The following is a 22,292-nucleotide window of genomic DNA, read 5'->3' as shown; positions in this document are numbered from 1 at the left end:
ATGTAGTGACATTCAGGGTAGACGGGCACGCAAGGCTTTCCGGTCAAGTTTCAGCACACTGGTCATGGGAACGTGGTCGGTGAAATGGATCTCGCGGGGGTACTTCACCCTGCCGACGCGCTCCCTCGCCCACGCGATCAGCTCCTCCGCGGTGGCCGTGGCGCCCGGCACCAGCTGGACGAAGGCCACGACCTCCTCGCCGTGCACGGGGTCGGGACGGCCCACCACACCCGATATGGCGACCGACGGATGGGCGTTCAGCGCGTCCTCCACGTCGCGGGGGAAGACGTTGAAGCCGCCCCTGATGACGAGGTCCTTCTTCCGGTCCACGACGTACAGGTAGCCGTCGTCGTCGAGGCAGCCGACGTCGCCCGTGCGCAGCTCGCCGTCGACGACCGGGGAGTCGAGGCCGCCCCAGTAGCCGAGCATCAGCGACTCGCCGGCGACGCAGATCTCGCCGATGTCGCCCGCCTCCACCTCCTCCCCGTCGTCGTCCCTGATCCTGATCGTGTAGCCGGGGAGAGGCAGGCCGACGCTGCCCGGCTTGCGCCTGCCCGGCGGGTTGAAGGTGGTGACGGCGCTCGTCTCCGTCAGGCCGTACCCCTCCAGGATCCGCACGCGGGGCACCCGGCGCTCGAACTCCTCCAGCACCGCGCGGCTCAGCGGGGCCGCGCCACAGGTGAGATGGCGCAGATCGGGCAGCGCGGTGTCCTCGAGCGGCTCGGCGAGCAGCATCTGCAGCATCGAGGGGACGACGGTGCCGTACTGCACGCGCTGCTCGGCCGCCAGCCGCAGGAACACCTTGGGGTCGAACCATCGCATGAGAACCGTCTGCTGCGGCTCCCTGGCGTGCATGCCCGCGATCGAGACGATCAGGCCGTAGGCGTGGGACAGCGGGACCGGCACGATCGCCCGGGTGAGGCCCGGCTGGTAGGCCAGGTCGAAGGCGTCCTTCGCGACCTGCCACAGGCCGCCGTGGCTGAGCATCACGCCCTTGGCCCTGCCGGTGGTGCCGCCCGTGTACATCACGGCGGCCAGGTCGCCCGGATCCCTGGCGAGCGGCCCGTGCTCGGCGCCGCCGGCCAGCCTCTCGGCGTCCACGAACACCGGCACCGCCGGCTCGGCCGCCTCCACCGTGTCCAGCAGCTCGGGCGAGGTCACGATCGCCACGGCGCCGCTGTCGGTGACGATGTGCCGCAGCTCCTGCGCGCCGACCAGGAACACCACGGGGGTCACCACCGCGCCCGCCGCCCACACGGCCTGGTAGACGACAGGGACGTCGGGGCTGGTCGCCATCATCACGACCACGCGGTCACCGGGACGGACGCCCGCCTCGACCAGGCCGCCGGTGACGCGCCTGGCGCGCGCGGCGAGCGTGTGACTGCGATGCCAGAACCCCTCGTAGAAGACGGCGTCGTGGTCGTCGAAGCGGGCCCACGAGTCCTCCGCCAGGCGGCCCAGCGTGTGGTTGGTCACGCCTAACACGGTGATCCGCCCTCCAGACGGAGTCAAGCGGCCGGTGGCGCCTGGCGGGCCTCAGGTGACGGGGGCGACGCCGGTGATGCGGTGCAGGGCGAAGCGGTGCACCGCCGCCCGCGTCTCGTCGTAGGCCGTCAGGTACCCGCCCTCCATCCGCGCCGGCTCCAGGATGCGGCTGGTCGCGTTGCCCTGGGAGTCGAGGTAGCCGATCCACACCCGCACGCCCTGGCGGATGGCGTCCTGCAGCGTCGAGATGGTGGCGGTGGCCGGCCCGCGGGGGATCGCCCCGTCGGGCGCGTCGAGCGGGGCGCGGCGGGCGTCACCGGCCCGCATGGCGCGGACGGCGGCCGCCACCACGTCGGGGTCGAGCCCGTTGAACGACGAGTGCGCCCTGGCGACCGGCAGCCCCTCTGTGCGCCTGGCCTCGAGCTGGGTGACGATGACGTCGCCCTCCAGGGACTCGGCGACGGGCGCGAACCCCATCGCCCGCAGCGAGTCGACCAGCGCGGCCCTGGAGGTGCGCGAGGCGATGACCGTGGGCGCCAGCCGCCGCAGCCGCAGCGGCGCCGACCGCCGGTCGGCGATGAGCTGGTCGAGCATGGACGGGTCGTCGCTGCGGATGTAGGCGCTGGCCGTGCCGACGCGCATCCGGCCGTGCCGCCGCGCCACGTCGGTCACCAGGTAGGTCAGCGGCTGCGGCACGGGCGTGGCCGAGTGGCGGGTCAGCATGGACAGCAGCTCGTCGGCCCCCTGCCCCGCGTCGAGCGCGCGCCTGATGGACGACTCGCCGAACCGGTAGACGGTCGCCCCGCCCGTCGACTCCACGTCGGCGGCGAGCGTCAGCCAGCGCGCCAGCTCGCTGGTGAGCGGGCCGGGGGCGACGGCCGTCAGGTCGGCCTGGAGCAGGACGTGGTCGACCGGTTCGGGCAGCAGCGGGGCGAGGAGGGCGGCCGCCTCCGGCGAGCCCGTGAGCACGGCCCGGCCGTGCGTGGACAGGGCGCCGAGACCGGTGAAGCCGATCTGCTCGGCCTCGCGCAGCGTGAAGTCGGTCAGCTGCTCCCGCAGCGGCCCCCGGCGCCTTGGCTGCTCCCATGCCAGGCGCCGCAGCACGGACTCGCGGGACGGCGCGAGGCCGGGGGCGGCGCCGAGCACGCGCAGCGTGGCCTGCCGTACCTCGGGAGCCGAGGAGCGGCGCAGGTCGGGGTGGAGGGCGTTGAGCAGCCGGTCGCGCTCGTCGCGCTCGCCCACGATGCCGGGCACGCGGTCGGTGTGCAGCCAGGTGGCCGCCAGCGACGCCCAGCGGTCCTCGGTGGACTTGACGCGCCAGGTGTCGTAGGAGGGGGTGGGCAGCCACTCGCCGTCGACGCTGCCGCCCGCGCCCAGCAGCCCGGCGGCGTGGGCGACCTCGATCACCAGCGCGGCGGCCCACTCGGGCAGGTCGAGCTGGGTCGCGGCGCGCTTGAGGTCGCGTACGCCGAGGCCGCCGGTGCGCAGCACGCCGGGAGCGTCGAGGCTCCAGCGCTCGCACAGCTCCTCCACCGCCCTGACGAACGTGAACGCCTGGCCGGCGGCGGTCCTGTCGGCGAGCTGCCGGGAGCGCTCGGCGCCCTCCAGCGGCGGCGGCACGGGGGACAGGTCGCGGTGCACCCGTCCCTCGCGCAGGTACAGGCCGACCTCGCGGGGCAGGGACACGCTCTCCTCGCCGGTGGCCGCCAGCAGGCCGCGGGCCAGCAGCTCCTCGATCGGGGAGCGGGCAGTGGCGACGCGGACGGCGCGGCGGGCGTTGGGCACCCGGCCGCTGGGCGGGCCCCACGCCAGCTCGTCGAGCGCCTGCCTGGCCGGCGGAGAGACCTCCTCGACCAGCTTGCCCGGCTCGGCCAGCGCCGCGGCCAGACGTTCCTTGCCCGTGCCCTCGGTGCCGGGGGCGATGTCGTCGGCGATCTCCTCCAGCTGCTCGGGCGGGTGATGCCGGAACACCTCGACGACGGGCGGGCCGAGACCCGCGGGGTCGTCCAGCACCTTGCGGACGCCGGGGGCCAGCCGCGGCGCCTCGTCCGGCCCGTAGACCAGGGCGAGCGTGCGCAGCCGCTCGAGCGCGTCGTCGAACGGGACCTCGCCGCCCGCGGCCCGCTCCAGCAGGCGGCGCAGCGCCGCCCGGTCCGCGGAGTCGGTCACGGCCAGCGTCTCGACGACCGCCAGCGCGAACCTGTCGAGCCGGTCGAGCGCGCGCCCGATCGCCGAGGGGCTGCCCGCGCGCGTGGCGAGCCCCTCCAGGTGGGCGGGGACCGGGGTGATCAGCTCAGGGCGCGCCGCGACGAGCGCACCCAGCTGCTCGTCGGTGCGCTCCCTGATCCACTGGGTGAACTCCATCATGGCAATGGTATGTTCCGGCGGTTTGGGGCAGCATGGCTTGCGTGATCGAACGGGCCGACCAGCTCGTCCTGGACTACGTCAGCAAGGCGGCCGACGCCGCTCACGGCGTGTTGCGCCAGGATCAGCGGCTCGACTTCGTCAAGCGGCTCAGGGCCCGTATCGAGGCCGAGCGCGGCGGCAGCGCCGACCCGAAGGCGGTGGCCAGGGTGCTGGCCAGGTTCGGTGACCCGGTCGCGCTCGTCGAGCGGGAGGCGCGCCGCCTCAGCGGCGCGGCCGACGCCCCCCGGATCCAGGCCGCACCCCAGGTACGGCCGGCCGGGCTCCAGGGCCAGGCCGGATCTTGGGAGCGCGCTGCGGGCCAGGCCGGACCAGAGGTACGGCCCGCCGGGAAGGACACGGCCGTCTTCCCCCGGATCCTGGACGACGTGCCGCCTGGCGTCGCGCGCTTCCGGCGGCAGGCGCGGCGACGGCCGGCCCGGAAGGCCGGACGCGGCCTGCCGTTCGCCGGGTCGCCGAGGGCGACCGGGGCCGGCGGCGGGGACGCCGGGACCCTCGTCAAGGAACACCCGCGCGAGCTGCTCGGCATGGGACTGCTCGTGCTCGCCGCGCTGCTCGTGCCGTTCGGCCTGCCCGCGATCGCGATCTTCCAGGTGCCCGCGATCGTGTGGGCGGCGGGCGCGGTGGCCGTGCTGGCGAGCGACAACCTCTCCTTCAAGGACCGGATGATCGGGCTCGGCGCGCCGATCTTCGGTTACGCGGTGGGCGGGGTGGTGATCGGCGCCCTGCGGGCCGACGGCGCCGGCGGCTTCAACGCCTTCCTCGAGCAGTTCTTCGCGGTCAGCGGGACCATGTTCATGGTCTTCGCGGGGCTGGGCGTGGTGTGGCTCGCCGTCCGGCTGTGGGGCGTCAGCTGACCGGTGCGGGCGCGGGCAGCAGGCCCACGGCCAGCCGTACCCAGGCGGCGACGAACTGGTCCTTCTCCGCGTGACCCGGCGACTCGCCCACCGTCTCCTGGAAGAGCCGGTAGTGGACGACCGCGCCGCCGAGCACCGCGCCGATGCCGGTCCAGTCGACCTCGACCTCCGCGTACTCCGGCTGCGCGCGGAACCACGAGGTGATCGCGTCGAACATCGGCTGCAGCAGCCCCTCGCGCACGACCGCGACCAGCTCGGGGAACTGGCTCAGGTCGCGGAAGAACACCCTGGTCAGCTCGCTCTCCTCGCGCACCTTCGCCAGGCCCGCCCGGCACAGGTGGGACAGGCGCTGCTCCAGGTCGGCCGAGGACTCCATGCTGTTGAGCGTGGCCAGGCTGTCGGCCACCTGGGTGCGCGTGCGCGCGGCGTGCTCGTGCATCGCGGCGGCGAGCACCTCGTACTTGGACTTGAAGTGGCGGTAGAGGCCTCCCGCGCCAGGGGAGAGCCCGGCGGCGGCCTCGATCTCGGCCACCGAGGTGGCGGAGTAGCCCCGCTCGGCGAACAGCCGCAGGGCCTCGTCGACGATCCGCTCGCGCGTCGATCTGGTCATGTCGTTCCTAGTACCTCCACCCAATGAGAAACGTCCTCATCAGACCGTCGCACCACCTTCGTGCCAGTCTAGGGACCCTGTGGTGGTCCGATCGGCGTCGCTACGGCGTGACGCGCCGGATCAGGCTCGCCGCGGCCGACCCGATGACCAGCCAGACCAGAGCGGCCAGGCCGTAGTTGACCAGGACCTGCCAGTGCGCGTCCGGCAGCCTGAACAGGTCGTGCAGGCCGAGCGACAGCGACGTGGCGAAGGACTCGACGAACCGGACGAGCGCGTTGGCGGGATTGGCGGGAAAGATCGCGAAAACGATCGCGAGAACGCAAATGAGGGCGGCCGTCCGCGAGACCACCCTCACCGTCCACACGGCGATGTCGGCCATGCGGCGCCCAACGCTCACCGATTTCCGGACGGCCGGGCGTGCCGGGCGATGGGGCCTGGTCTCCTGACTTTCCGCCATGGCCGCTCCTTCGATAAGTAATTCCTTTCTGCCCACTTCAACGGTCCCATACCGGCGCCCGTTACCCTGCACGGGTGGGGAAATCAGTGGGATTCGACCTCGATATGACTCTGGCGGACACGCGTTCGGGAATCGCGGCCGTCTACGACCAGCTCGCCGAACGGCTCGGCGTCGCCATCGACAGCGCGACCGTCATCACCCGCCTCGGCCCGCCGCTGGAGCACGAACTGGCCAACTGGCTGCCGCCGCACGACGTGCCCGCGGCGGCCACGCTGTTCAGGCAGCTCTACCCGGAGGTCGCCGTCCCGGTGCACACCGCCATGACCGGCGCGTACGACGCCGTGCGGGCCGTCAGGGAGGCGGGCGGGCGGGTGATCGTGGTCACCGGCAAGAACCTGCGCGACGCCACGAGCACGGTCGAACTGCTCGGCTTCGAGGTGGACGAGATCGTCGGATCGGTGTTCGGCGCGGAAAAGGGATCGGCTCTCGCGCGTTTCGGCGCGGCCGCCTATGTTGGAGATCACGTCGCGGACATCGAGGCGGCGCGAGCGGGCGGCGCCGTCAGCGTGACGGTCGCCACTGGCCCTTACACGGTGGGAGAGCTGCGTGATCACGGAGCCGATGTGGCGCTGGCGGACCTGACGGAGTTCTCCGCCTGGTTCGGTGCCTGGAACTGATGCGAATTTACCCGGTCGCTCTCCGGCCCAGCTGGGCATAACCTACTTCCATTCATCTTTTCCGACAGCATGAACGAGGTCCCCCCTGTGCCGACTGGCAAGGTCAAGTGGTATGACGCCGACAAGGGTTTCGGCTTCCTCACCCGCGACGACGGCGGTGAGGTCTTCGTGCATTCCTCCGCGCTGCCGACCGGCGGGGAGCCGCTCAAGCCCGGTCAGAAGGTCGAGTTCGGCGTGGCCGAGGGACGCAGGGGGCAGCAGGCGCTGTCGGTGCGGATCCTCGAGCAACCGCCGACGCTGGCCAAGTCGAAGCCGAAGGGCAAGCGGAAGAAGCCGGACGAGATGGTCGTGATCGTGGAAGACCTGATCAAGCTGCTCGACGCCGTCTCCGAGTCCTACCAGCGGGGCAAGCACCCCGACGCGGCCCACGCCAAGAAGGTCGCCACGGTGCTGCGCGCGGTCGCCGACGACCTCGACTGACCGCGACTGACCGCCCCGCGGGGGCCGGGGTCCTGGACGAGCTCGGGTTTCCCGGCCGGTCCGTGCTCGGGCCGCCCAGCCGTGCGGGCTCAGCCGTGCGGGCTGCTCCGCTGTGCGGGTTGCTCAGCCGTGCGGGTTGGTTAGCGGCTTGGTGGTGGCCGGCGCGGGCGGCTGGGCCTGCTGCGGCTCGTGCGGCTTGCGCGGCCGGCTCGCCTGGTCGTGCCGCGAGTCCTGGTGCGGGTCCTGCCGCATGTCCTGCGGGTCCTGCGGTTCCTCAGGCCGGCTCGCCTGGGCGGCGTGGAGCTTGGCGTCGCGGGCCTTCACCCTCGCCCTCCGGAGTACCAGGAGCCAGCCGAGGGTGACGGCGAGCACGACGGCCACCGACGCGAGCCCGCCGGGGCCCACCGACCAGTCCGACACCAGCAGCCCGACCAGCCCGCCGAACACCCAGGCGAGCTGGAGCAGGGCCTCGACCACGCCGAACGTGGACGAGCGCACCTTCTCGCCGATCTCGCGCTGCACGATCGCGTCGAGGGCCAGCTTGCCCAGCTCCTGCGCGAACGCGGCGACCAGCGCCACGGCGACGGCGGCCCACAGGCCGAACAGGTAGGCGGTGACGCCCGCCGTCACCAGCGTCACGGCCAGCGTGAGCAGCACGATGAGCTGGGGCGAGTGGTTGCGCGCCCAGTTGGCGGTCGCGGCGCCCACCAGGCCGCCGAGACCGGCCGCCGCGGCCAGCACGGCGATCGTGGTGGTCGCGGGCAGGTCCTTCAGGTGCCCGTCCTGCACCAGGAAGAGCAGGAAGAACAGCAGGAAGCCGGAGAAGAAGCGGATGGCGGCGTTGGCCCGTACGGCCTCGGTCACGGCGGGGCCGACGTCGAGCAGGGTCCGCCATCGCGCCCGCCGGCCGGGTCGCTCCTGTTCCTCCTCCTCCAGGTCGGGGGAGTCGACGTGGCGCGGCAGCCGTACGGCGACGACCCCCAGCAGCAGGAAGACGACCATCGCGATGCGCAGCACCCAGGCGGCTCCCAGCCAGGCGGTGAGGCCCGCGGCGATCGGCACCGCGACGCCGGCGGCCACCAGCGAGAACAGCGCGACCCTCGCGTTGGCGCTGACCAGCGTGATGTCGGCGGGCAGCACGCTTGGCATGATCGCGGCGCGGGAGACGTGGTACGCCTTGGACAGCACCAGCACCCCGAGCGCGCCGGCGAACAGCGTCAGCACGTCACCGGGGCCCACGGCGGCGGCCATGGCGAAGCAGAGCAGGCCGCGGGCGAACAGCGTGCCCGCCATCACGTAGCGGCGGCCCGACCTGAACCGGTCGAGCACCGGCCCGACGAACGGCGCGACCACCGCGAACGGGATCATCGTGATCATCAGGTAGAGCGCCACCTGGCCGCGCGCCTCGTTGACGGGCAGGCCGAAGAAGATGGTGCCGGCGAGGGCCAGCGTGATGAGCGAGTCGCCGACGCTGTTGACCGCCGTCAGCTCGATGAGGCGGCCGAGGCCGGTACGGCCCGCGCCCTGGGCGTGCGTCAGCCGCCGTGTCGCGTGGCCGACCCGCTGGGCGCCGCTCGCGGTGGCCAGCCCGAACCGTTTGCCGCCGCGCGCGGTGGCCATTCCCGCCCGCTTGGTGCCGCTGGCGGTCGACCGGCCGGCCCGCGCCAGCGCGAGAGTCACCCGTTTCACCCACGACAGCACGCGATCCACGTTTACCAGTCTTACCCGACGTGGGTGCTCGCACGTCCGTCCATGGGTGAGAATGGAGTGTGAGCGAACAGCACCTTGCGGCGGGAGCGGGCCGTTGACCAGGACCAGGACCCGCGTTTCCCCGCCTGATCAGGCCTGTGTCGCCGCCGTCGAGCTCGCGCTTGAGGCAGCGCGGGAGCTCGCCGGACCAGGAGAGCCGGGCGAGCACCTTGGCTACGAGGGCGAGGGCGACCGGATCGTTACGCATTACTTCGCCTGCCTCGACCGGGCGTACCGGGGCTGGCGATGGGCCATCACCGTGACGCGCGCCTCCCGCGCGAAGAAGGTCACGGTCAGCGAGGCCGTGCTGACGCCCGGCACGGGCGCGCTGCTGGCGCCCCCGTGGCTGCCGTGGAGTGAGCGGCTGCTGCCCGGCGATCTCGGCGTCGGCGACCTGCTGCCCACCGCGGAGGACGACGACAGGCTCGTGCCGGGCTTCACCGGCGACGACGAAGAGCTCGACCACCAGATGATCTTCGAGTACGGCCTCGGCAGGGCCAGGGTCCTGTCGGCCATCGGCAGGGACCGCGCCGCCAAGCGCTGGCACTCCGGCGCCCCCGGGCCGCACACACCGATCGCCCACGCCGCGCCCGCGCAGTGCTCCACCTGCGGCTTCTTCTGGCCGCTCGCGGGCGGTCTGCGGGGCGAGTTCGGGGTGTGCGCCAACGAGTACGCGCCCGACGACGGAAAGGTCGTCGCCGCCGACCACGGCTGCGGTGCCCACTCCGAGGCCGCGGTCGTGCCGCCGCCGGTCGAGCAGAGCTCGCCGATCCTCGACGACCTGGGCTACGACCTGATCGAGGTCGAGTCGGGCTCCGTCGACGAGGCCGCCTCAGAGGAGCTCGGTCACTCCTGATCGGCTTTGTCGGCGCCGACCGCTAGCCTTCGGTGGCCCCTCTCTGATCCTTAGGAGTTAGCCCCGTGGACACCTTCGGCACTGATCGGATGCGCGCCGCCGTCCTCACGGCCTGGCGGGCCTCGCCCGCGCGGTTCCGGGAGGACGCCAACGCCGAGGAGGACTTCGCCCTCGGCGGCTACCGCGACCGCCTGATCGTCGAGCTGGCGCAGAACGCGGCCGACGCCGCCCTGCGCGACGGCGTGCCCGGCGTGCTGCGGCTGGAGCTGCGCGACGGCGTGCTCACCGCCGCCAACACGGGCGCGCCGCTCGACGCGGACGGGGTCGAGGGCCTGTCGACGCTGCGGGTGTCGGCCAAGCGTGACCACGTGGGCGCGGCGGGGCGCTTCGGCGTCGGCTTCGCCGCGATCGTGTCCGTCTGCGACGAGCCGTCGATCGGCTCGCGGTCGACGGGCGCGGTCCGCTGGTCGCGCGAGGAGACGGCCGCGCTGGTGGCAGCCGAGCCGGCGCTGGCCGCCGAGCTGACCTCCCGCGAGGGCCACGTGCCGCTGCTGCGGCTGCCGTTCCCGGCCACCGTCGAGGTGCCCGACGGGTTCGAGACGTCCGTACGGCTGCCGCTGCGCCCCTCGGCCGAGGCGGTGGTGCGCCAGATGCTCGACGAGACGAGCCCCGCCCTGCTGCTCGGCATGCCGGCGCTGACCGCGATCGAGATCACCGTCGACGGGGTCACCCGCACGGTGGAGCCGTCCGGCTGGCACGTCGTGTCGGCCTCGGGCGAGTTCGCCCCCGAGGAGGTCGCGACCTATTTCGCCGACCGGCCGACGGAGGAGCGGGCCAGGCCTTACTGGTCGGTGCGCTGGGCCGTGCCGCTGGAGGCGGGCCCGCTGCCCGTGCCGCAGGTCGTCCACGCGCCGACGCCTTCCGACGAGCCGCTCGACCTGCCCGCGCTGCTCATCGCCTCCTTCCCGATGGCCACCGACCGGCGCCACGTCGCCCCAGGGCCGCTGACCGACTTCCTGGTCGAGCGGGTCGCCGAGACCTACGTCAAGCTGCTCGAACAGCTGCCGCGCACGCCCCGGCTGCTCGACCTGGTGCCCGCGCTGATGGGCAAGGGCGAGCTCGACGCCCGCATCAGGCGCGCGATCCTGCGCCTGTTGCCCGACGTGCCGCTGCTGCCCGCGCTGTCGGCGCCCGCGCCGGTGGTGACCTCGCCCTCCTTCGACGACGCCGCGCTCTACGACCCCGACGCCACCTGGCAGGTCGAGCACCCGGTGCGCGAGCCGTCCGGTGACGGGTGGGTGGTCTCCGGCAGGGAGGCGTCCGCCGTCCACGGTCCGGGGGAGCTGCTGGAGGTGCTCGCCGAGATCGTGCCCGGCCTGCTGCCGGCCGGCTGGCCCGCGCGGCATCCGGCGCTGTCGGCGCTCGGGGTGCGCCGGGTGGAGCTGGCCGACGTGGTCGACCAGCTGTCGGGTGAGGCGATCGAGGGGCGCGACCCGTCGTGGTGGCGTTCCCTGTACGACGTGCTGCCGGGCGACGACCCCGAGGCCCTCGGGGCGCTGCCCGTGCCGCTGGCCGACGGCCGCCTGGTGCGCGGTCCGCGCGGCACGCTCATCCTCAGCACGCCGCTCGACCTCGCGCCGCTCGGCCTGCGCATCGTGCACTCCGACGCGGCGCATCCGCTGCTGCTGCGCCTGGGCGCCTTCGAGGCCACGCCGCGCACGGTCCTCGACGACCCGCTGACCAGGACGGCGGTGGCGCAGTCGCTCGAGAGCGACGACCCCGACGCGGTGGCCAGGGCCGTCCTGTCGCTGGTCGACGCGGCGGGGCTGACGGCCGGCGAGGAGCCGTGGCTGTCGGAGCTGGCCCTGCGCGGTGTCGACGGCTCGCTGTACCCGGCGGGGGAGCTGCTCCTGTCGTCAGGAGCGCTGGCGGGGCTGCTGGTCGAGGACGCCGGCTTCGGCGTGGCCGCCGACACCTACGACGCGCGGGTGCTCACCGCCGTCGGCGTGCTCGACGGGTTCGCCGTCGTCAACGACGCCGACGTGCTGCTCGACGTCGACTCGTGCGACCACGACCTCGACGAGGAGGACGCCTGGCTCGACCACGTGCTCGACCTGCTGCCCTCGCTCGACGTGCCGCCGGTGGTGCCGGAGTTCACCGCGATCCGCGACCTGGAGCTGGTGGCCGACTGGCCGGCCGCGCTGGCGCTGCTCACCAGGCCGCCGCTGCGGGGGGCGCTGATGCCGCTGCGGATCGAGGGCGTCGAGGTGCCGTCCTACACCGCCTGGTGGCTGTCCACCCACCGGGTCCTCGACGGGCGGCGGCCGGTCGAGCTGCGCCTGCCGGGAGCCGACCCGCTGCTCACCGGGCTGTACGACGAGGCCCCCTCAGGGCTCGACACGGGCGCGCTGGCGATGCTGGGCGTCCGCACCACGCTGACCGACCTGCTGGCCTCCCACGGCGGCCCTGAGGAGCTCCTGGAGCTCCTGGCGGATCCCGCGGTCACCGTCGACCGGGCCCAGCTGCGGGCGCTGTGGATGGCGCTGGCGGCCGTCGACCCGGCGCGGGTGGCTCCGCCGTCCTCGGTGCGGGCCGTTCTCGGTGGCGACATCGTGATCGCCGGGGCCGACGACGCGGTGATCGTGGAGGCCCCCGACCTGCTGCAGCTGGTGACCGACCGGCCGCTGGTGCTGGCGCCCTTCGACCTGGCCGAGTCGCTGTCGGAGCTGCTCGACCTGCCGCTGGCGGGCGAGCTGGTGACGGGGGAGGTCACCTCGTCAGGGGTGCGGCGCACGGTGCCCGCGGAGGTGAGGTCACTGCTGCCCGGCGCTCCCGAGGCGTACGTCGAGCACGAGAAGCTGCTGGTCGACGGGGTGCCGTGCGCCTGGCGCTACTTCGACGGGATGGTCCACTGCGACGGGGTCGACGGGCTGGCCAGGGGGCTGGCGTGGGCGACGGGGCAGTGGAACGACCGCCTCGCCGTCGCCGCCCTCCTGCGCGACCCCTCGGCGGTGCCGCTGCTGCTCGCTGAGTCCGACCTGTCCTGACCCTCGAGGGTGTGCCCCGGAGGCTCCTGGCCTTCCGGGGTGCTTCCCGCGGGCTTCCCTGAAGCCACGTCGGGCCGGCGCCGGCGGCGAGGTCAGGTCAGCGCCGCGCCGACGATGACGATGAGCAGCAGCACGCCGAGCACGGTCGGAAGAAGCCAGAAACGAGGACGGTCCACGCGGCGTAGCCTAACCCCGCTCATCGGGTGCGAGAGCCCATCGCCCCAGTGACTCGTACCTCACCGAGGCGCCCAGGTGGCTGCGGACCAGATCGACCGCGTCGGCCGACCAGCTCGACCCGGCGAACGACGACAGCGCCTCCACCAGGGGGCGCAGGTCGGTGGGGTGGCGGGTGCGGCCGACCGTGAGATGCGGGCGGAACGGCTTGTCATCGGTCTGTACGGCTCCCGCCCGCCGCCCCGCCGCGCTGGCGGAGGCGGCGAGCCGTACCAGGGGGTCGCCGGTGAGGCCCAGCCAGAGCACGCGCTTGGCGAAGGCGCCCGCGCCGGTGAAGGCCACCCGCTTGACGGGATGGCGGGCGGCGGCGCGGGCCAGCCGTTCCTCGAGGTCGGGCAGGACGCGTTCGGGCACGTCCCCGTAGAAGGCGAGCGTGAGGTGCCAGGTCGCGCGGTCGGGGAAGCGCACGCCCTCCACCAGCCCCGCGACGGGCGCCAGGGCGGCGGCCACCTCGTCGAGGATCTCGGGCGGCGGGATGATCGCGGCGAACAGTCTCACATGACCGATTCTCCCGCCCGCGGCCCTGGGGCGGCGGGCGGGGCTCGGGTCGCCGGCCGTCAGGCGGTGGCGAGGGCCGGCCGGGTGAGCCGGGTGGTGATCAACCGGCTGAGCAGGATCGCCAGGCCGGTGCCGGCCAGCGTGAGCACCCCGCCGAGCATGACGCCGACGCGGGGGCCGCCCATATCCGCGATCCAGCCGATCAGGGGCGCGCCGATCGGGGCGCCGCCGGTGAAGACCAGCACGTAGATGCCCATGACCCGGCCCCGCATCTCGGGCGAGGTGGACATCTGGACCAGCGAGTTGGCCGCGGTGTTGACGGTGATCAGCGCGATGCCGGTGGGGACCAGCAGCAGGAGGTAGACCGGGTAGAACGGGGCCACCCCGACCACGACCTGGAACAGTCCGAAACCGACGGCGCCGGCGATGAGCAGGCTGCGGGTCGGGCGGGCGCGGCGGGCCGCCAGCAGGGCCCCGGCGAGCGCGCCGACGGCGAAGGCGCTGGAGGCCACACCGAACGACGAGGCTCCCTGCCCGAAGACCTGGCGCGCCATCAGCGCGATCGACATCGAGAACGACTGCGTGAACATCGCCATGAACGCGATCACCAGGATGGGAAGCAGCAGCTCCGGGCGTTCGACGACGTAGCGCAGGCCCTCGCGCAGCTGGCCCTTGGCTCTCGGGACGAGCTCGGCCGGGGTCAGCTCCGACCTGCGCATGAGCAGCAGGCTCGAGATGACGCCGCCGAAGGTCAGCGCGTTCAGCAGGAAGATCGGGCCGGTGCCGATGGCGTACATGAGCACGCCGGCGACGGCGGGACCGACCACGCGGGCCAGGTTGAAGATCGAGGCGTTCAGCGCGATCGCGTTGGGCAGGTCGCGGCGACCCACCATCTCGACCACGAACGCCTGCCGGGTCGGCACCTCCACGCAGGAGATGACGCCGAGAAGGAAGGCCATCGTGTAGACGTGCCAGACCTGGGCCGAACCGGTGACGGTGAGGACGCCCATCGTCAGCGCCAGCATCGCCATGAGCGACTGGGCGACCACCAGGACGGGGCGCTTGGGATAGCGGTCGGCGAGCACGCCGCCGAACAGGCCGAACATCAGCTGGGGAAGGAACTGCAGCGCGGTCGTGGCGCCGAGCGCCGCCGCGCTGCCGTGTGTCAGGTCGAGCACCAGCCAGTCCTGGGCGGTGCGCTGCATCCAGGTGCCGACGTTGGAGACGACGCCTCCGGCCGCGAACAGCCGGTAGTTGTGAACCCGAAGCGACCGGAACATTCCGGTCCTGGGTTCGTCAGGCTCTATATCTTGCTGAGCTTCTCCAGAATCGGCGCCGCCTGCCGGAGCACTGCCCGCTCCTCGGGTGTCAGCTCCTTCAAGCGCTGCGTCAGCCACGCCTCCTTCAACCGGCGCTCCTCCTTCAGCAGCGCCTTGGCGGCGTCGGTCACCGCCACGGTCACCTGCCGCCGGTCGGTCGGATGCGGCGAGCGCGCGACCAACCCGCGCTCCTCGAGCGCGGCGATCACCCGTGTCATCGAGGGTGGCTGCACCTTCTCGAGCTCGGCCAATTCGCCGGGGGTTATCCCTGAATGCCGTTCCACGGCGGCGAGCGTCGCGAACTGCGTGGGTGTCAGGGTGTGTGCCGCTGCCTGTCGTCGGAGTCGCCTGGTCAGCCGCGCCAGCGACACGCGCAGGACTGAGGCCAGGCCCGCGTCGCTGCGCAGGTCCATCTTGTGCGAGGGATTCGTTAGCACGTCTCATTACCCTTGCTAACTATATGGTTTGCCACGATATTCCCTTCAGTTGGGTTTGTCTCACCCATTGATACAGTGCGCCGCGCACTTCTTATTCTGGGTGACCGCGGCCTGGTGGGCGCCGGTGGAACGCTCGCGGTTCCCGCCCTGTCGGTTCTCGCCCACGAGTACGGCCGGCCGCTCCCGCTCAAGGGGCGACGCCAGGGCCGGTGGCGACGGCGGCCAGTGGCGACGGAGGGGGCCGGTGGCGACGGCGGCGTGCGTGGCGCTGCTCGCGGCGGCCGGCCTGGTCAGGCGGCGGCACGGTACTGGCCGCGTGCGGTCACGGCGGCCCTGCCGGTGGCCGCCGCGCTCGTCGGCGCGGCCCTGGTCATGATCGCGCGGACCCGCCAGGCCACCACGGCCTGGCGGGTCGAGGACGTCACATGCCGAGCAGGCTCCTGATCGGGCCGAGCGCGAAGTAGACGACGAACAGCGCCGCCACCACCCACAGCAGCGGGTGGATGTCGCTGCGCCTGCCCCTCGCCAGCTGGATGAGCACGTAGCTGAGGAAGCCCGCGCCGATGCCGTTCGAGATGGAGTAGGTGAACGGCATGAGGACGATCGTCAGGAACGCCGGGATCGCGATGCCGTAGTCGTTCCAGTCGATCTCGCGGACCGAGGTCATCATCATGAAGCCGACCACGACCAGCGCGGGCGCCGCCGCCTCGTACGGCACGACCACGACCAGCGGCGCGACCAGGATCGACAGCAGGAACAGGACACCGGTGACCACGGCCGCCAGACCGGTCCGCGCGCCCTCGGCGACACCGGAGGCCGACTCGATGTAGGTCGTGTTCGACGAGACCGAGCCCGCGCCGCCGGCCGCCGCGCCGATGGAGTCGACGAGCAGGATCTCGCGGGTGCGCGCCATCTGGCCGTCCTCGTCGACCAGGTTCGCCTGGCGGCCGACGCCCACGATGGTGCCCATCGTGTCGAAGAAGTCGGTCACCAGCAGCGTGAAGACGAACAGGATCGCCAGGATCACCGAGACCTGGCTGAACGCGCCGAGCGGGTCGAACTCGGTGAACAGCGTGAGCGGGTTGTGGAAGCCGAAGATCTGCTCGGGGAGGGTGGGGACGTTCAGCTGCCAGCCGGACGGGTTCGTCTTGGAGGCCGGGCCCGTGTTGGTGAGCGCCTCGACGACCATCGCCAGCAGGGTGGTGCCGACGATGCCGATGAGGATGGCGCCCTTGACCTTGCGCGCCACCAGCACGGCCGTGGCCAGCAGGCCGATGATGAAGACGAGCAGCGGCCACGACGTCAGCGCGCCCGCGATGCCCATCTCCAGCGGCGGTCCCGCGGCGACGCGGCGGACGAAACCGGCGTCCACGAAGCCGATCAGCGCGATGAACAGACCGATGCCGACGCTGATCGCGGTCTTCAACTGGGCGGGGATGGCGTTGAACACGGCCACGCGGAACCCGGTCAGCACGAGGATCGCGATGATGACGCCCTCGAGGAAGACCAGGCCCATCGCCGCCTCCCAGGTCATCTGGGAGGCGATGCCGTACGTCACGAAGGCGTTGAGACCGAGGCCGGCCGCCATGGCGAACGGCACCCTGCCGACCACGCCCATGAGGATGGACAGCAGGCCCGCGACGAACGCGGTGCCGGAGGCGACCAGCGGCAGGTTCGCGGCCAGGCCGTCGCCGATGAACTGGCCCTGGACGTCCTTGACGGTGCCGATGATGATCGGGTTCAGGACGACGATGTAGGCCATCGTGAAGAAGGTGGCCAAGCCACCGCGGACCTCGCGGGACACCGTCGAACCACGAGCCGAGATGGCGAAGAATCGGTCAAGACCGGAAAGAGGGGGAGTTATCGTGTCTTTCACGCGCGAAGAGTGGCAGGGCTTGCCACCTGCCAAAAGACCTTGCGACCTGATCGAGACTGATTTGCCGCCATATCGCGCGAAACGGGACGTCGACTAGTCTGGACGACGTGAAGCAGGCATGGCGTCCCGACCCCGAGCCGCTCGAGACCAACGACCGGGCCGCCGTGCTCGTGGGGACAGGGCTGTGGGCCGTCGCCCTGGCCGTCCTGCTGATCGTACGGCCAGGGCCGGACCACGAGTGGTGGATCTGGACCTGCGTGACGGGCATCGTCCTGGGCGGGTTCGGCTACTGGTTCGTCGACCGCAGGAGCCGCAGGCAGCTTCCGGCCGACCAGACCCCCGTCGAACCGCCGATCTAGGGCTCCGCTACCACGCGTAGTCCTCCGGGGCGGGGCTGTGCCCGGGGAAGATCTCGTCGAGCCGGGCGAGGGCCTTGTCGTCGAGCCTGATCTCCAGCGTCCGCATGGCGCCGTCGAGCTGCTCCATCGTGCGCGGGCCGATGATCGGCGCGGCCACCGCGGGCCTGGTCAGCAGCCAGGCCAGACCGACGTGCGCGGGATCCTCGCCGAGCTCGTCGCAGAACGCCTCGTACTGCTCGATCTTGTCGCGGTGCTTCTCGAGCTGCTTGACCATGTGCTCGGCGGCCGAGCGGCCCTTGTCGATCTTGCGGAGGACGCCGCCGAGCAGGCCGCCCGCCAGCGGACTCCAGGGGATGACGCCCAGGCCGTAGTCCTCGCACGCGGGCAGCACCTCCAGCTCGACCGCGCGGGTCAGCAGGTTGTAGTGGCTCTGCTCGCTGACCAGGCCGAACATGTTGCGCTTCGCGGCCGCCTCCTGCGCCTTGGCGATGTGCCAGCCGGCGTAGTTGGACGAGCCCGCGTAGATGATCTTGCCCTGCCGGCGCAGGACGTCGATCGCCTCCCAGAACTCCTCGACCGGGGTCTCCCTGCCGATGTGGTGGGCCTGGAAGATGTCGATGTAGTCGGTCTGGAGCCGCCGCAGCGAGGCGTCACAGGCCCTGCGGATGTGCAGCGCGGACTGCATGCCCTCGTTCGGCCACTCGCCCATCTTGCCGTGGAACTTCGTGGCGATGACCGTGCGCTCCCTGCGGCCGCCGCCCTGGGCGAACCACCGGCCGACGATGTTCTCGGTCACGCCCTCGCCGAGCTTCCAGCCGTAGACGTCGGCGGTGTCGAAGAAGTTGATGCCGAGCTCGTGGGCCCTGTCCATGATCGCGAAGGAGTCTTCCTCCGTGGTCTCGGGGCCGAAGTTCATCGTGCCGAGACAGAGCGGGCTGACCTTGAGGCCACTGCGTCCAAGGTTCACGTATTCCATGAGACCCACCCTAAGAACCCGGACCCCACTCCAGGCCAGTCCTTTCGATATAATGATCACAACTCCCGGGGTGGTCGCCTCGGGATCGTGCGTTTATGTACCGACTCCTGGCGAGCGCCGCGCTTCCCCTCCTGCTGTCGTCCGTCACCGGGCTGACCGGCTCCCTCGTCGTCACTGCCACACTGGGCCGCCACGACACATCGGCACTGGCCGCGTTCGCGTTGACCATGGCCGTCCACCAGCCCGCCTCGATGGCCGTCATCGGCGGCCTGCGGGGACTCGCGCCCTTCGTGGCCCCGCACAGGGACGAGCCCGTCGCCGCGATCCCCGTCCTGCGGGACGCCCGCTGGCTCGCCCTCGCCATCGGTACGGCAGGCGCCCTCGCGGTGGCCTGCGTGCCGCTCGTCGCCGCCGTGAGCGGGGCCGCGGTGACGGGGTTCGGCGCGCTGCCGTACCTGCTGGCGTGCTCGCTGCTGGTCGGCGCGGCCAACGGCGGCGTGAGCACCGTGCTCGTCGCGCTCGGCCACGGCGGGAAGGTGCTGCGGGCAGGCGTCGCGGCCACGGCCGCGGCGGTGGTGCTGGTGGCGGTCCTGGTGCCGTGGTGGGGGCCGGCCGGCGCGGGACTGGCCTACCTCGGCTCGTCGCTGGCCGGTGCCGCCGTGGCGAACCACGCTTTGCGCCGCGTGCTGGGCCGGCCCATCGGCAGGGGACGGCCGCGCCCGCGGGAGATCAGGGAGATCGCCAGGGTCAGCCTTCCGCTGTCGGCGACCATGCTGATCAAGTTCGCGGGGCTGGGCGTCCTGGCCTACGCGGCGGCCAGGACCGGTGCCACGGGGGCCGCCGCCCACGCGATCGTCTACGCGTTGACCGGGTTCCTCATGGTGCCCGCGCTCGCCGTGGCCCAGGCGGCGGTTCCTGAGATCGCCCGCGCCGGCGGGGCCTGCGGCAGACGGCGTGTCGCGCGCGTCGCGCTCACCCTGGCAGGCGCGGCGGCGGCGGCCGGCGCGGGCCTGCTGCTTGCTTTCGACGGCGTGCTGGTCCGGCTGTTCACCGGCGACCCGGCGGTGCGCGCGCAGGTGTCCGCGGTGGTGATGGTCGCGCTCGGGTCGAGCATGGCGGAGGCGGCGTCGGCGGTTCTGGGCTTCGCGCTGACCGCGATGAAGAGGTCCGGTCGGAGCCTGCGCTCCGTCGCCGTCGGCTGGGGCCTGCTGGTCGTCGCCGCCGGGCCGGTGGTGGGCGCCTGGGGACTGGTGGGGCTGTGGACGGCCGTGCTGGCCACCCACCTGCTGCTGGTGGCCCTGCAGGGGCTCGCGTTTCTGTCGGTCACGGCTGATAGGCATGTCGTCTCGTGAAGGCCTTGATCGGCGCCGCCGTACCCCTCTTCCTGTCGATGGTCTCCGGCATGGTGGCGCACCTGGTCGGCAGCGCCGTCCTCGGCAACCGGTCGGCCGCCGCGCTCGCGGCCCTCGCGCTGGCGCTGGCCGTGTACAACCCGGTGGTCGCGGCGGTGGCGGGCGCGGTGCGGGGGATGGTCCCGTTCGTCGCGCCGCACGCCGGCGACCCCGCGGCGGCGTTACCCGTGCTCAAGGACGCCCGCTGGCTCGCCTACGGCGTCGGCGGGCTGGGCGCGGCCGTCATGACGTGCGTGCCGTTGATCGCGACGGCCAGTGGCGCGCCCGGTGAGGTCGTCGCCGAGCTGGGCGCGTTGCCCTGGCTGCTGGCGGCCTGCGTCGTGGTGCTGGCGGCGGGTGGCGGTGCCAACTCGGTCCTCATCGCGCTGGGCCGTAGCCGTCAGGTGCTGTGGTCCGCGCTGGCGGCCACGGCGGTCGAGGTGGCGCTGATCGTCGTGCTGGCGCCGTCGCTCGGCGTCGGAGGAGTCGGCCTCGCCGCGCTGGGCTCGGCGGCCGCCGGCATGCTCGTCTCGAACCTCGCCCTGATGCGCGTGCCGGGCCTGCGCGGGCAGTCCCTTCGGCCCGGCCGTCCGAGGCCGCGGGAGATCGCCGAACTGGCCCGGGTCGGGCTGCCGCTGTCGGCGACCACGCTCGTCAAGTTCGGCGCCCTGGCCGTCGTCACCTACGCCGCCGCCGGCACCGGCACGCGGAACGCGGCGGCGCACGCCCTCCTCGGATCGCTGGCGGGGCTGCTCATGGTGGCGGCGCTCGCGGTCGCCCAGGCGTCTGTTCCGGAGATCGCCCGCGCCGCCGACGCTGCTCGGGCCAGGCGGGTCAACAGGGGCGCCGTCCTGCTGGCGGTCACCGCGTCAGGCGTCGGCGCGGTGGGCCTGCTGGCCTTCGGCGAGCCGTTGATGGGCCTGTTCACCAGCGACGCGGGCGTGCGTGACACCGCGCTCGCGCTCCTGCCGCTGCTCGTGCCGGCGTCGGTCGCCGACGGCTGGCAGGCGGTCATGGGGTTCGGGCTGACCGCGCTCAAGCGGTCGAGCTGGAGCCTGGGGTGCTTTCTCCTCGGGTACGGCATGCTCGCGGGCGTCGCGGTGCCCGTGGCGGGGTTCGCGGGGTTGCCGGGGTTGTGGACGGCGGTGCTGGTGATGAACGTCGTGCTGGTCCTGCTGCAGGGCGGCGGGTTCTCGCGGCACAGCGCGCGGATAGGGATGGTCACTGCTGGGGCATGATGGGCGGATGGGGGATGTCCTGGTTCGCACGCTTGCTGGGGTCGGGGTGGCGGTCGTGCTGCCGGTGACTCCTGCCTTCGCCGTCGGTACGCCCGCGGTCCCGGCACCCGCCGTGTCCACGGCTGCCGGTTCCACGCCCGGGCTTCTCGCGCCCGGCGCGGTGACTCCTGCTGCCGCCGAGGGGAGCCTGGCTGAGGGTCGTCCCGCCGCGGCGACGCCTGCCGCGGGCAGTCCCGCCGCTGAGGGGACTCCTGCTGAGGGGGAGCGCGAGACGGTCGCGTTCAGGATCTCCGATCCGCGGATCACCGAGTCGAGCGGGCTGGCGCTCTCGCCGACCCGTGAGGGCGTGGTCTACACCCACAACGACAGCGACGCGGGGCCGGTCTTCTACGCGCTCGACGACGACGGGAAGACCAAGGCCACCTTCACCCTGCGGGGCGCCCAGGCGCGTGACTGGGAGGCGATGGCCGCCAGCAGGGATCCGGCGACGGGGCGAGGCGTGCTGTGGTTCGCCGACATCGGCGACAACTTCGACGGCGCCTGGCCGGACATCTCCGTCTACAAGGTGATGGAGCCCGGCACGCTGCGCGATGCGACGCTGCCCGCCGTGCGCTACCGGTTCACCTACGAGGACGGCGGCCACAACGCCGAGGGCATCATGGTCAACCCGAAGACCGGCCGGCTGTACGTGGTGACCAAACAGTTCGCGGGGGCGATCTACGAGGCGCCCAGGCGGCTGCGGGCGAGCGGGACGAACGTCCTGCGCAAGGTGGGCTCCGCGCCGATCATGGCGACGGACGCGGCCTACGCGCCCGACGGGTCGAGCTTCGTCATCCGTACCTACTTCTCCGCGACGGTGTTCAGCGGGTTCGACGAGCAGCTGGCGAAGGTGTCGATGCCCGCGATGGACCAGGCGGAGTCGATCGCCTACACCCGGGACGGCACGGCGCTGCTCACGGGAACCGAGGGCGCCGACAGCCCGGTCTACCGGGTGCCGTTGCCCGCCAAGGCGCTGCCGTCGCCGTCCCCCTCGCCGTCGGCGCGGGCCGAGGAGGCGGCCGAACCGGCGGAGGACCAGGAGAGCACGCCCGCCTCGGCAACGGCGGCGGACGCCCCCGGCGGGATCACGGGACGGGACATCCTGGTGTGGCTGGCGGTGGCGCTGGGCGCCACCGGTGTGATCACGTTCATCGCCAGGAAGACGCGCTGAGTCGGGATGCTCAGGCGTATCTGAGTAGCGAGACGCAAGCGATCATCAAGTGGGTGCGGCATTGTTCTCCGCATGCACGTGAACTGTCCTGATTGCGGGCTTCCCCTCCACG

At 72.6% G+C, this 22,292-nt stretch carries 20 protein-coding genes; 9 read left to right on the top strand and 11 right to left on the bottom strand.

From position 1 onward, the window contains the following. Nucleotides 1–12 precede the first annotated feature (12 nt). Nucleotides 13–1,476, bottom strand: a complete 1,464-nt coding sequence (locus ACWDLG_RS11405; RefSeq protein WP_449918547.1) for an AMP-binding protein — start codon at nucleotides 1,474–1,476, stop codon at nucleotides 13–15. 60 nt (nucleotides 1,477–1,536) lie between these two features. Beyond that, nucleotides 1,537–3,849 carry a helicase-associated domain-containing protein gene (locus ACWDLG_RS11400; RefSeq protein WP_449918663.1) on the bottom strand — a complete coding sequence of 771 codons (2,313 nt, stop codon included), beginning with the start codon at nucleotides 3,847–3,849 and terminating at the stop codon, nucleotides 1,537–1,539. A gap of 44 nt (nucleotides 3,850–3,893) precedes the next feature. Here ACWDLG_RS11400 and ACWDLG_RS11395 point away from each other — a divergent pair, with 44 nt between their 5' ends. Further along, nucleotides 3,894–4,766: a hypothetical protein gene (locus tag ACWDLG_RS11395; protein ID WP_449918545.1), complete on the top strand. Its 873-nt coding sequence runs from the start codon at nucleotides 3,894–3,896 to the stop codon at nucleotides 4,764–4,766. Here ACWDLG_RS11395 and ACWDLG_RS11390 read toward each other — a convergent pair. Further along, entirely contained in the window at nucleotides 4,759–5,376 is a 618-nt protein-coding gene (locus ACWDLG_RS11390) for a TetR/AcrR family transcriptional regulator (protein WP_354914284.1), read from the bottom strand. The two genes, ACWDLG_RS11395 and ACWDLG_RS11390, sit on opposite strands and share 8 nt — an antisense overlap. 100 nt (nucleotides 5,377–5,476) lie before the next feature. Beyond that, on the bottom strand, nucleotides 5,477–5,755 hold the full coding sequence (locus ACWDLG_RS11385) for a hypothetical protein (RefSeq protein ID WP_449918542.1): 279 nt from the start codon (nucleotides 5,753–5,755) through the stop codon (nucleotides 5,477–5,479). Between the two features lie 152 nt (nucleotides 5,756–5,907). Between ACWDLG_RS11385 and ACWDLG_RS11380 the strand changes: the two genes are divergently transcribed. Both ACWDLG_RS11380 and ACWDLG_RS11375 read left to right on the top strand, forming a co-directional pair. Further along, on the top strand, nucleotides 5,908–6,510 hold the full coding sequence (locus ACWDLG_RS11380; RefSeq protein WP_449918540.1) for an HAD family hydrolase: 603 nt from the start codon (nucleotides 5,908–5,910) through the stop codon (nucleotides 6,508–6,510). Nucleotides 6,511–6,597: 87 nt separating this feature from the next. Further along, entirely contained in the window at nucleotides 6,598–6,990 is a 393-nt protein-coding gene (locus ACWDLG_RS11375) for a cold-shock protein (RefSeq protein ID WP_449918537.1), read from the top strand. Between the two features lie 123 nt (nucleotides 6,991–7,113). Here the strand turns inward: ACWDLG_RS11375 and ACWDLG_RS11370 are convergent, their stop codons facing one another. Further along, nucleotides 7,114–8,700, bottom strand: a complete 1,587-nt coding sequence (locus ACWDLG_RS11370) for an MFS transporter (RefSeq protein ID WP_449918535.1) — start codon at nucleotides 8,698–8,700, stop codon at nucleotides 7,114–7,116. A 94-nt stretch (nucleotides 8,701–8,794) separates the two neighbouring features. On the opposite strand from ACWDLG_RS11370, the gene ACWDLG_RS11365 reads away from it, so the two are divergent. Next, the gene (locus tag ACWDLG_RS11365; RefSeq protein ID WP_449918532.1) at nucleotides 8,795–9,595 is read left to right on the top strand and encodes a DUF3027 domain-containing protein; all 801 of its coding nucleotides are present in this window, start codon (nucleotides 8,795–8,797) and stop codon (nucleotides 9,593–9,595) included. Between the two features lie 89 nt (nucleotides 9,596–9,684). After that, complete coding sequence (locus ACWDLG_RS11360; RefSeq protein ID WP_449918661.1) at nucleotides 9,685–12,642, top strand: sacsin N-terminal ATP-binding-like domain-containing protein; 2,958 nt, start codon at nucleotides 9,685–9,687, stop codon at nucleotides 12,640–12,642. A 186-nt stretch (nucleotides 12,643–12,828) separates the two neighbouring features. Here ACWDLG_RS11360 and thpR read toward each other — a convergent pair whose 3' ends face one another. From thpR to ACWDLG_RS11335, 5 genes are all read right to left on the bottom strand, one after another. Then, nucleotides 12,829–13,374, bottom strand: coding sequence for an RNA 2',3'-cyclic phosphodiesterase (thpR, locus tag ACWDLG_RS11355; RefSeq protein WP_449918530.1), 546 nt, complete (start codon nucleotides 13,372–13,374; stop codon nucleotides 12,829–12,831). A gap of 59 nt (nucleotides 13,375–13,433) precedes the next feature. Beyond that, nucleotides 13,434–14,654, bottom strand: coding sequence for an MFS transporter (locus ACWDLG_RS11350; RefSeq protein ID WP_449918527.1), 1,221 nt, complete (start codon nucleotides 14,652–14,654; stop codon nucleotides 13,434–13,436). Between the two features lie 23 nt (nucleotides 14,655–14,677). Beyond that, on the bottom strand, nucleotides 14,678–15,106 hold the full coding sequence (locus tag ACWDLG_RS11345) for a MarR family winged helix-turn-helix transcriptional regulator (RefSeq protein WP_449918525.1): 429 nt from the start codon (nucleotides 15,104–15,106) through the stop codon (nucleotides 14,678–14,680). 314 nt (nucleotides 15,107–15,420) lie between these two features. After that, entirely contained in the window at nucleotides 15,421–15,555 is a 135-nt protein-coding gene (locus ACWDLG_RS11340) for a hypothetical protein (RefSeq protein ID WP_449918522.1), read from the bottom strand. After that, complete coding sequence (locus ACWDLG_RS11335; protein WP_449918519.1) at nucleotides 15,552–17,006, bottom strand: NCS2 family permease; 1,455 nt, start codon at nucleotides 17,004–17,006, stop codon at nucleotides 15,552–15,554. The genes ACWDLG_RS11340 and ACWDLG_RS11335 overlap by 4 nt, the downstream gene beginning before the upstream one ends. A 107-nt stretch (nucleotides 17,007–17,113) precedes the next feature. On the opposite strand from ACWDLG_RS11335, the gene ACWDLG_RS11330 reads away from it, so the two are divergent. Continuing rightward, complete coding sequence (locus tag ACWDLG_RS11330; RefSeq protein WP_449918516.1) at nucleotides 17,114–17,365, top strand: DUF2530 domain-containing protein; 252 nt, start codon at nucleotides 17,114–17,116, stop codon at nucleotides 17,363–17,365. Nucleotides 17,366–17,372: 7 nt separating this feature from the next. Here the strand turns inward: ACWDLG_RS11330 and ACWDLG_RS11325 are convergent, their stop codons facing one another. Beyond that, a complete protein-coding gene (locus tag ACWDLG_RS11325) occupies nucleotides 17,373–18,341 on the bottom strand; it encodes an aldo/keto reductase (protein WP_449918514.1) in 969 nt (322 codons plus the stop codon). A gap of 95 nt (nucleotides 18,342–18,436) precedes the next feature. On the opposite strand from ACWDLG_RS11325, the gene ACWDLG_RS11320 reads away from it, so the two are divergent. From ACWDLG_RS11320 to ACWDLG_RS11310, 3 genes are read left to right on the top strand one after another with little or no spacing between them, the layout of a single operon-like run. Further along, nucleotides 18,437–19,693 carry an MATE family efflux transporter gene (locus tag ACWDLG_RS11320; protein ID WP_449918513.1) on the top strand — a complete coding sequence of 419 codons (1,257 nt, stop codon included), beginning with the start codon at nucleotides 18,437–18,439 and terminating at the stop codon, nucleotides 19,691–19,693. After that, on the top strand, nucleotides 19,690–20,970 hold the full coding sequence (locus ACWDLG_RS11315) for an MATE family efflux transporter (protein ID WP_449918510.1): 1,281 nt from the start codon (nucleotides 19,690–19,692) through the stop codon (nucleotides 20,968–20,970). The genes ACWDLG_RS11320 and ACWDLG_RS11315 overlap by 4 nt, the downstream gene beginning before the upstream one ends. A 7-nt stretch (nucleotides 20,971–20,977) precedes the next feature. Continuing rightward, nucleotides 20,978–22,180, top strand: coding sequence for a hypothetical protein (locus tag ACWDLG_RS11310; protein ID WP_449918509.1), 1,203 nt, complete (start codon nucleotides 20,978–20,980; stop codon nucleotides 22,178–22,180). Nucleotides 22,181–22,292: the final 112 nt, after the last annotated feature.

The sequence above is a fragment of the Nonomuraea sp. NPDC003727 genome, assembly GCF_053586935.1.
Note: the sequence above shows the minus strand (reverse complement) of the source record. Positions and strands in the feature narration are given on the sequence as shown.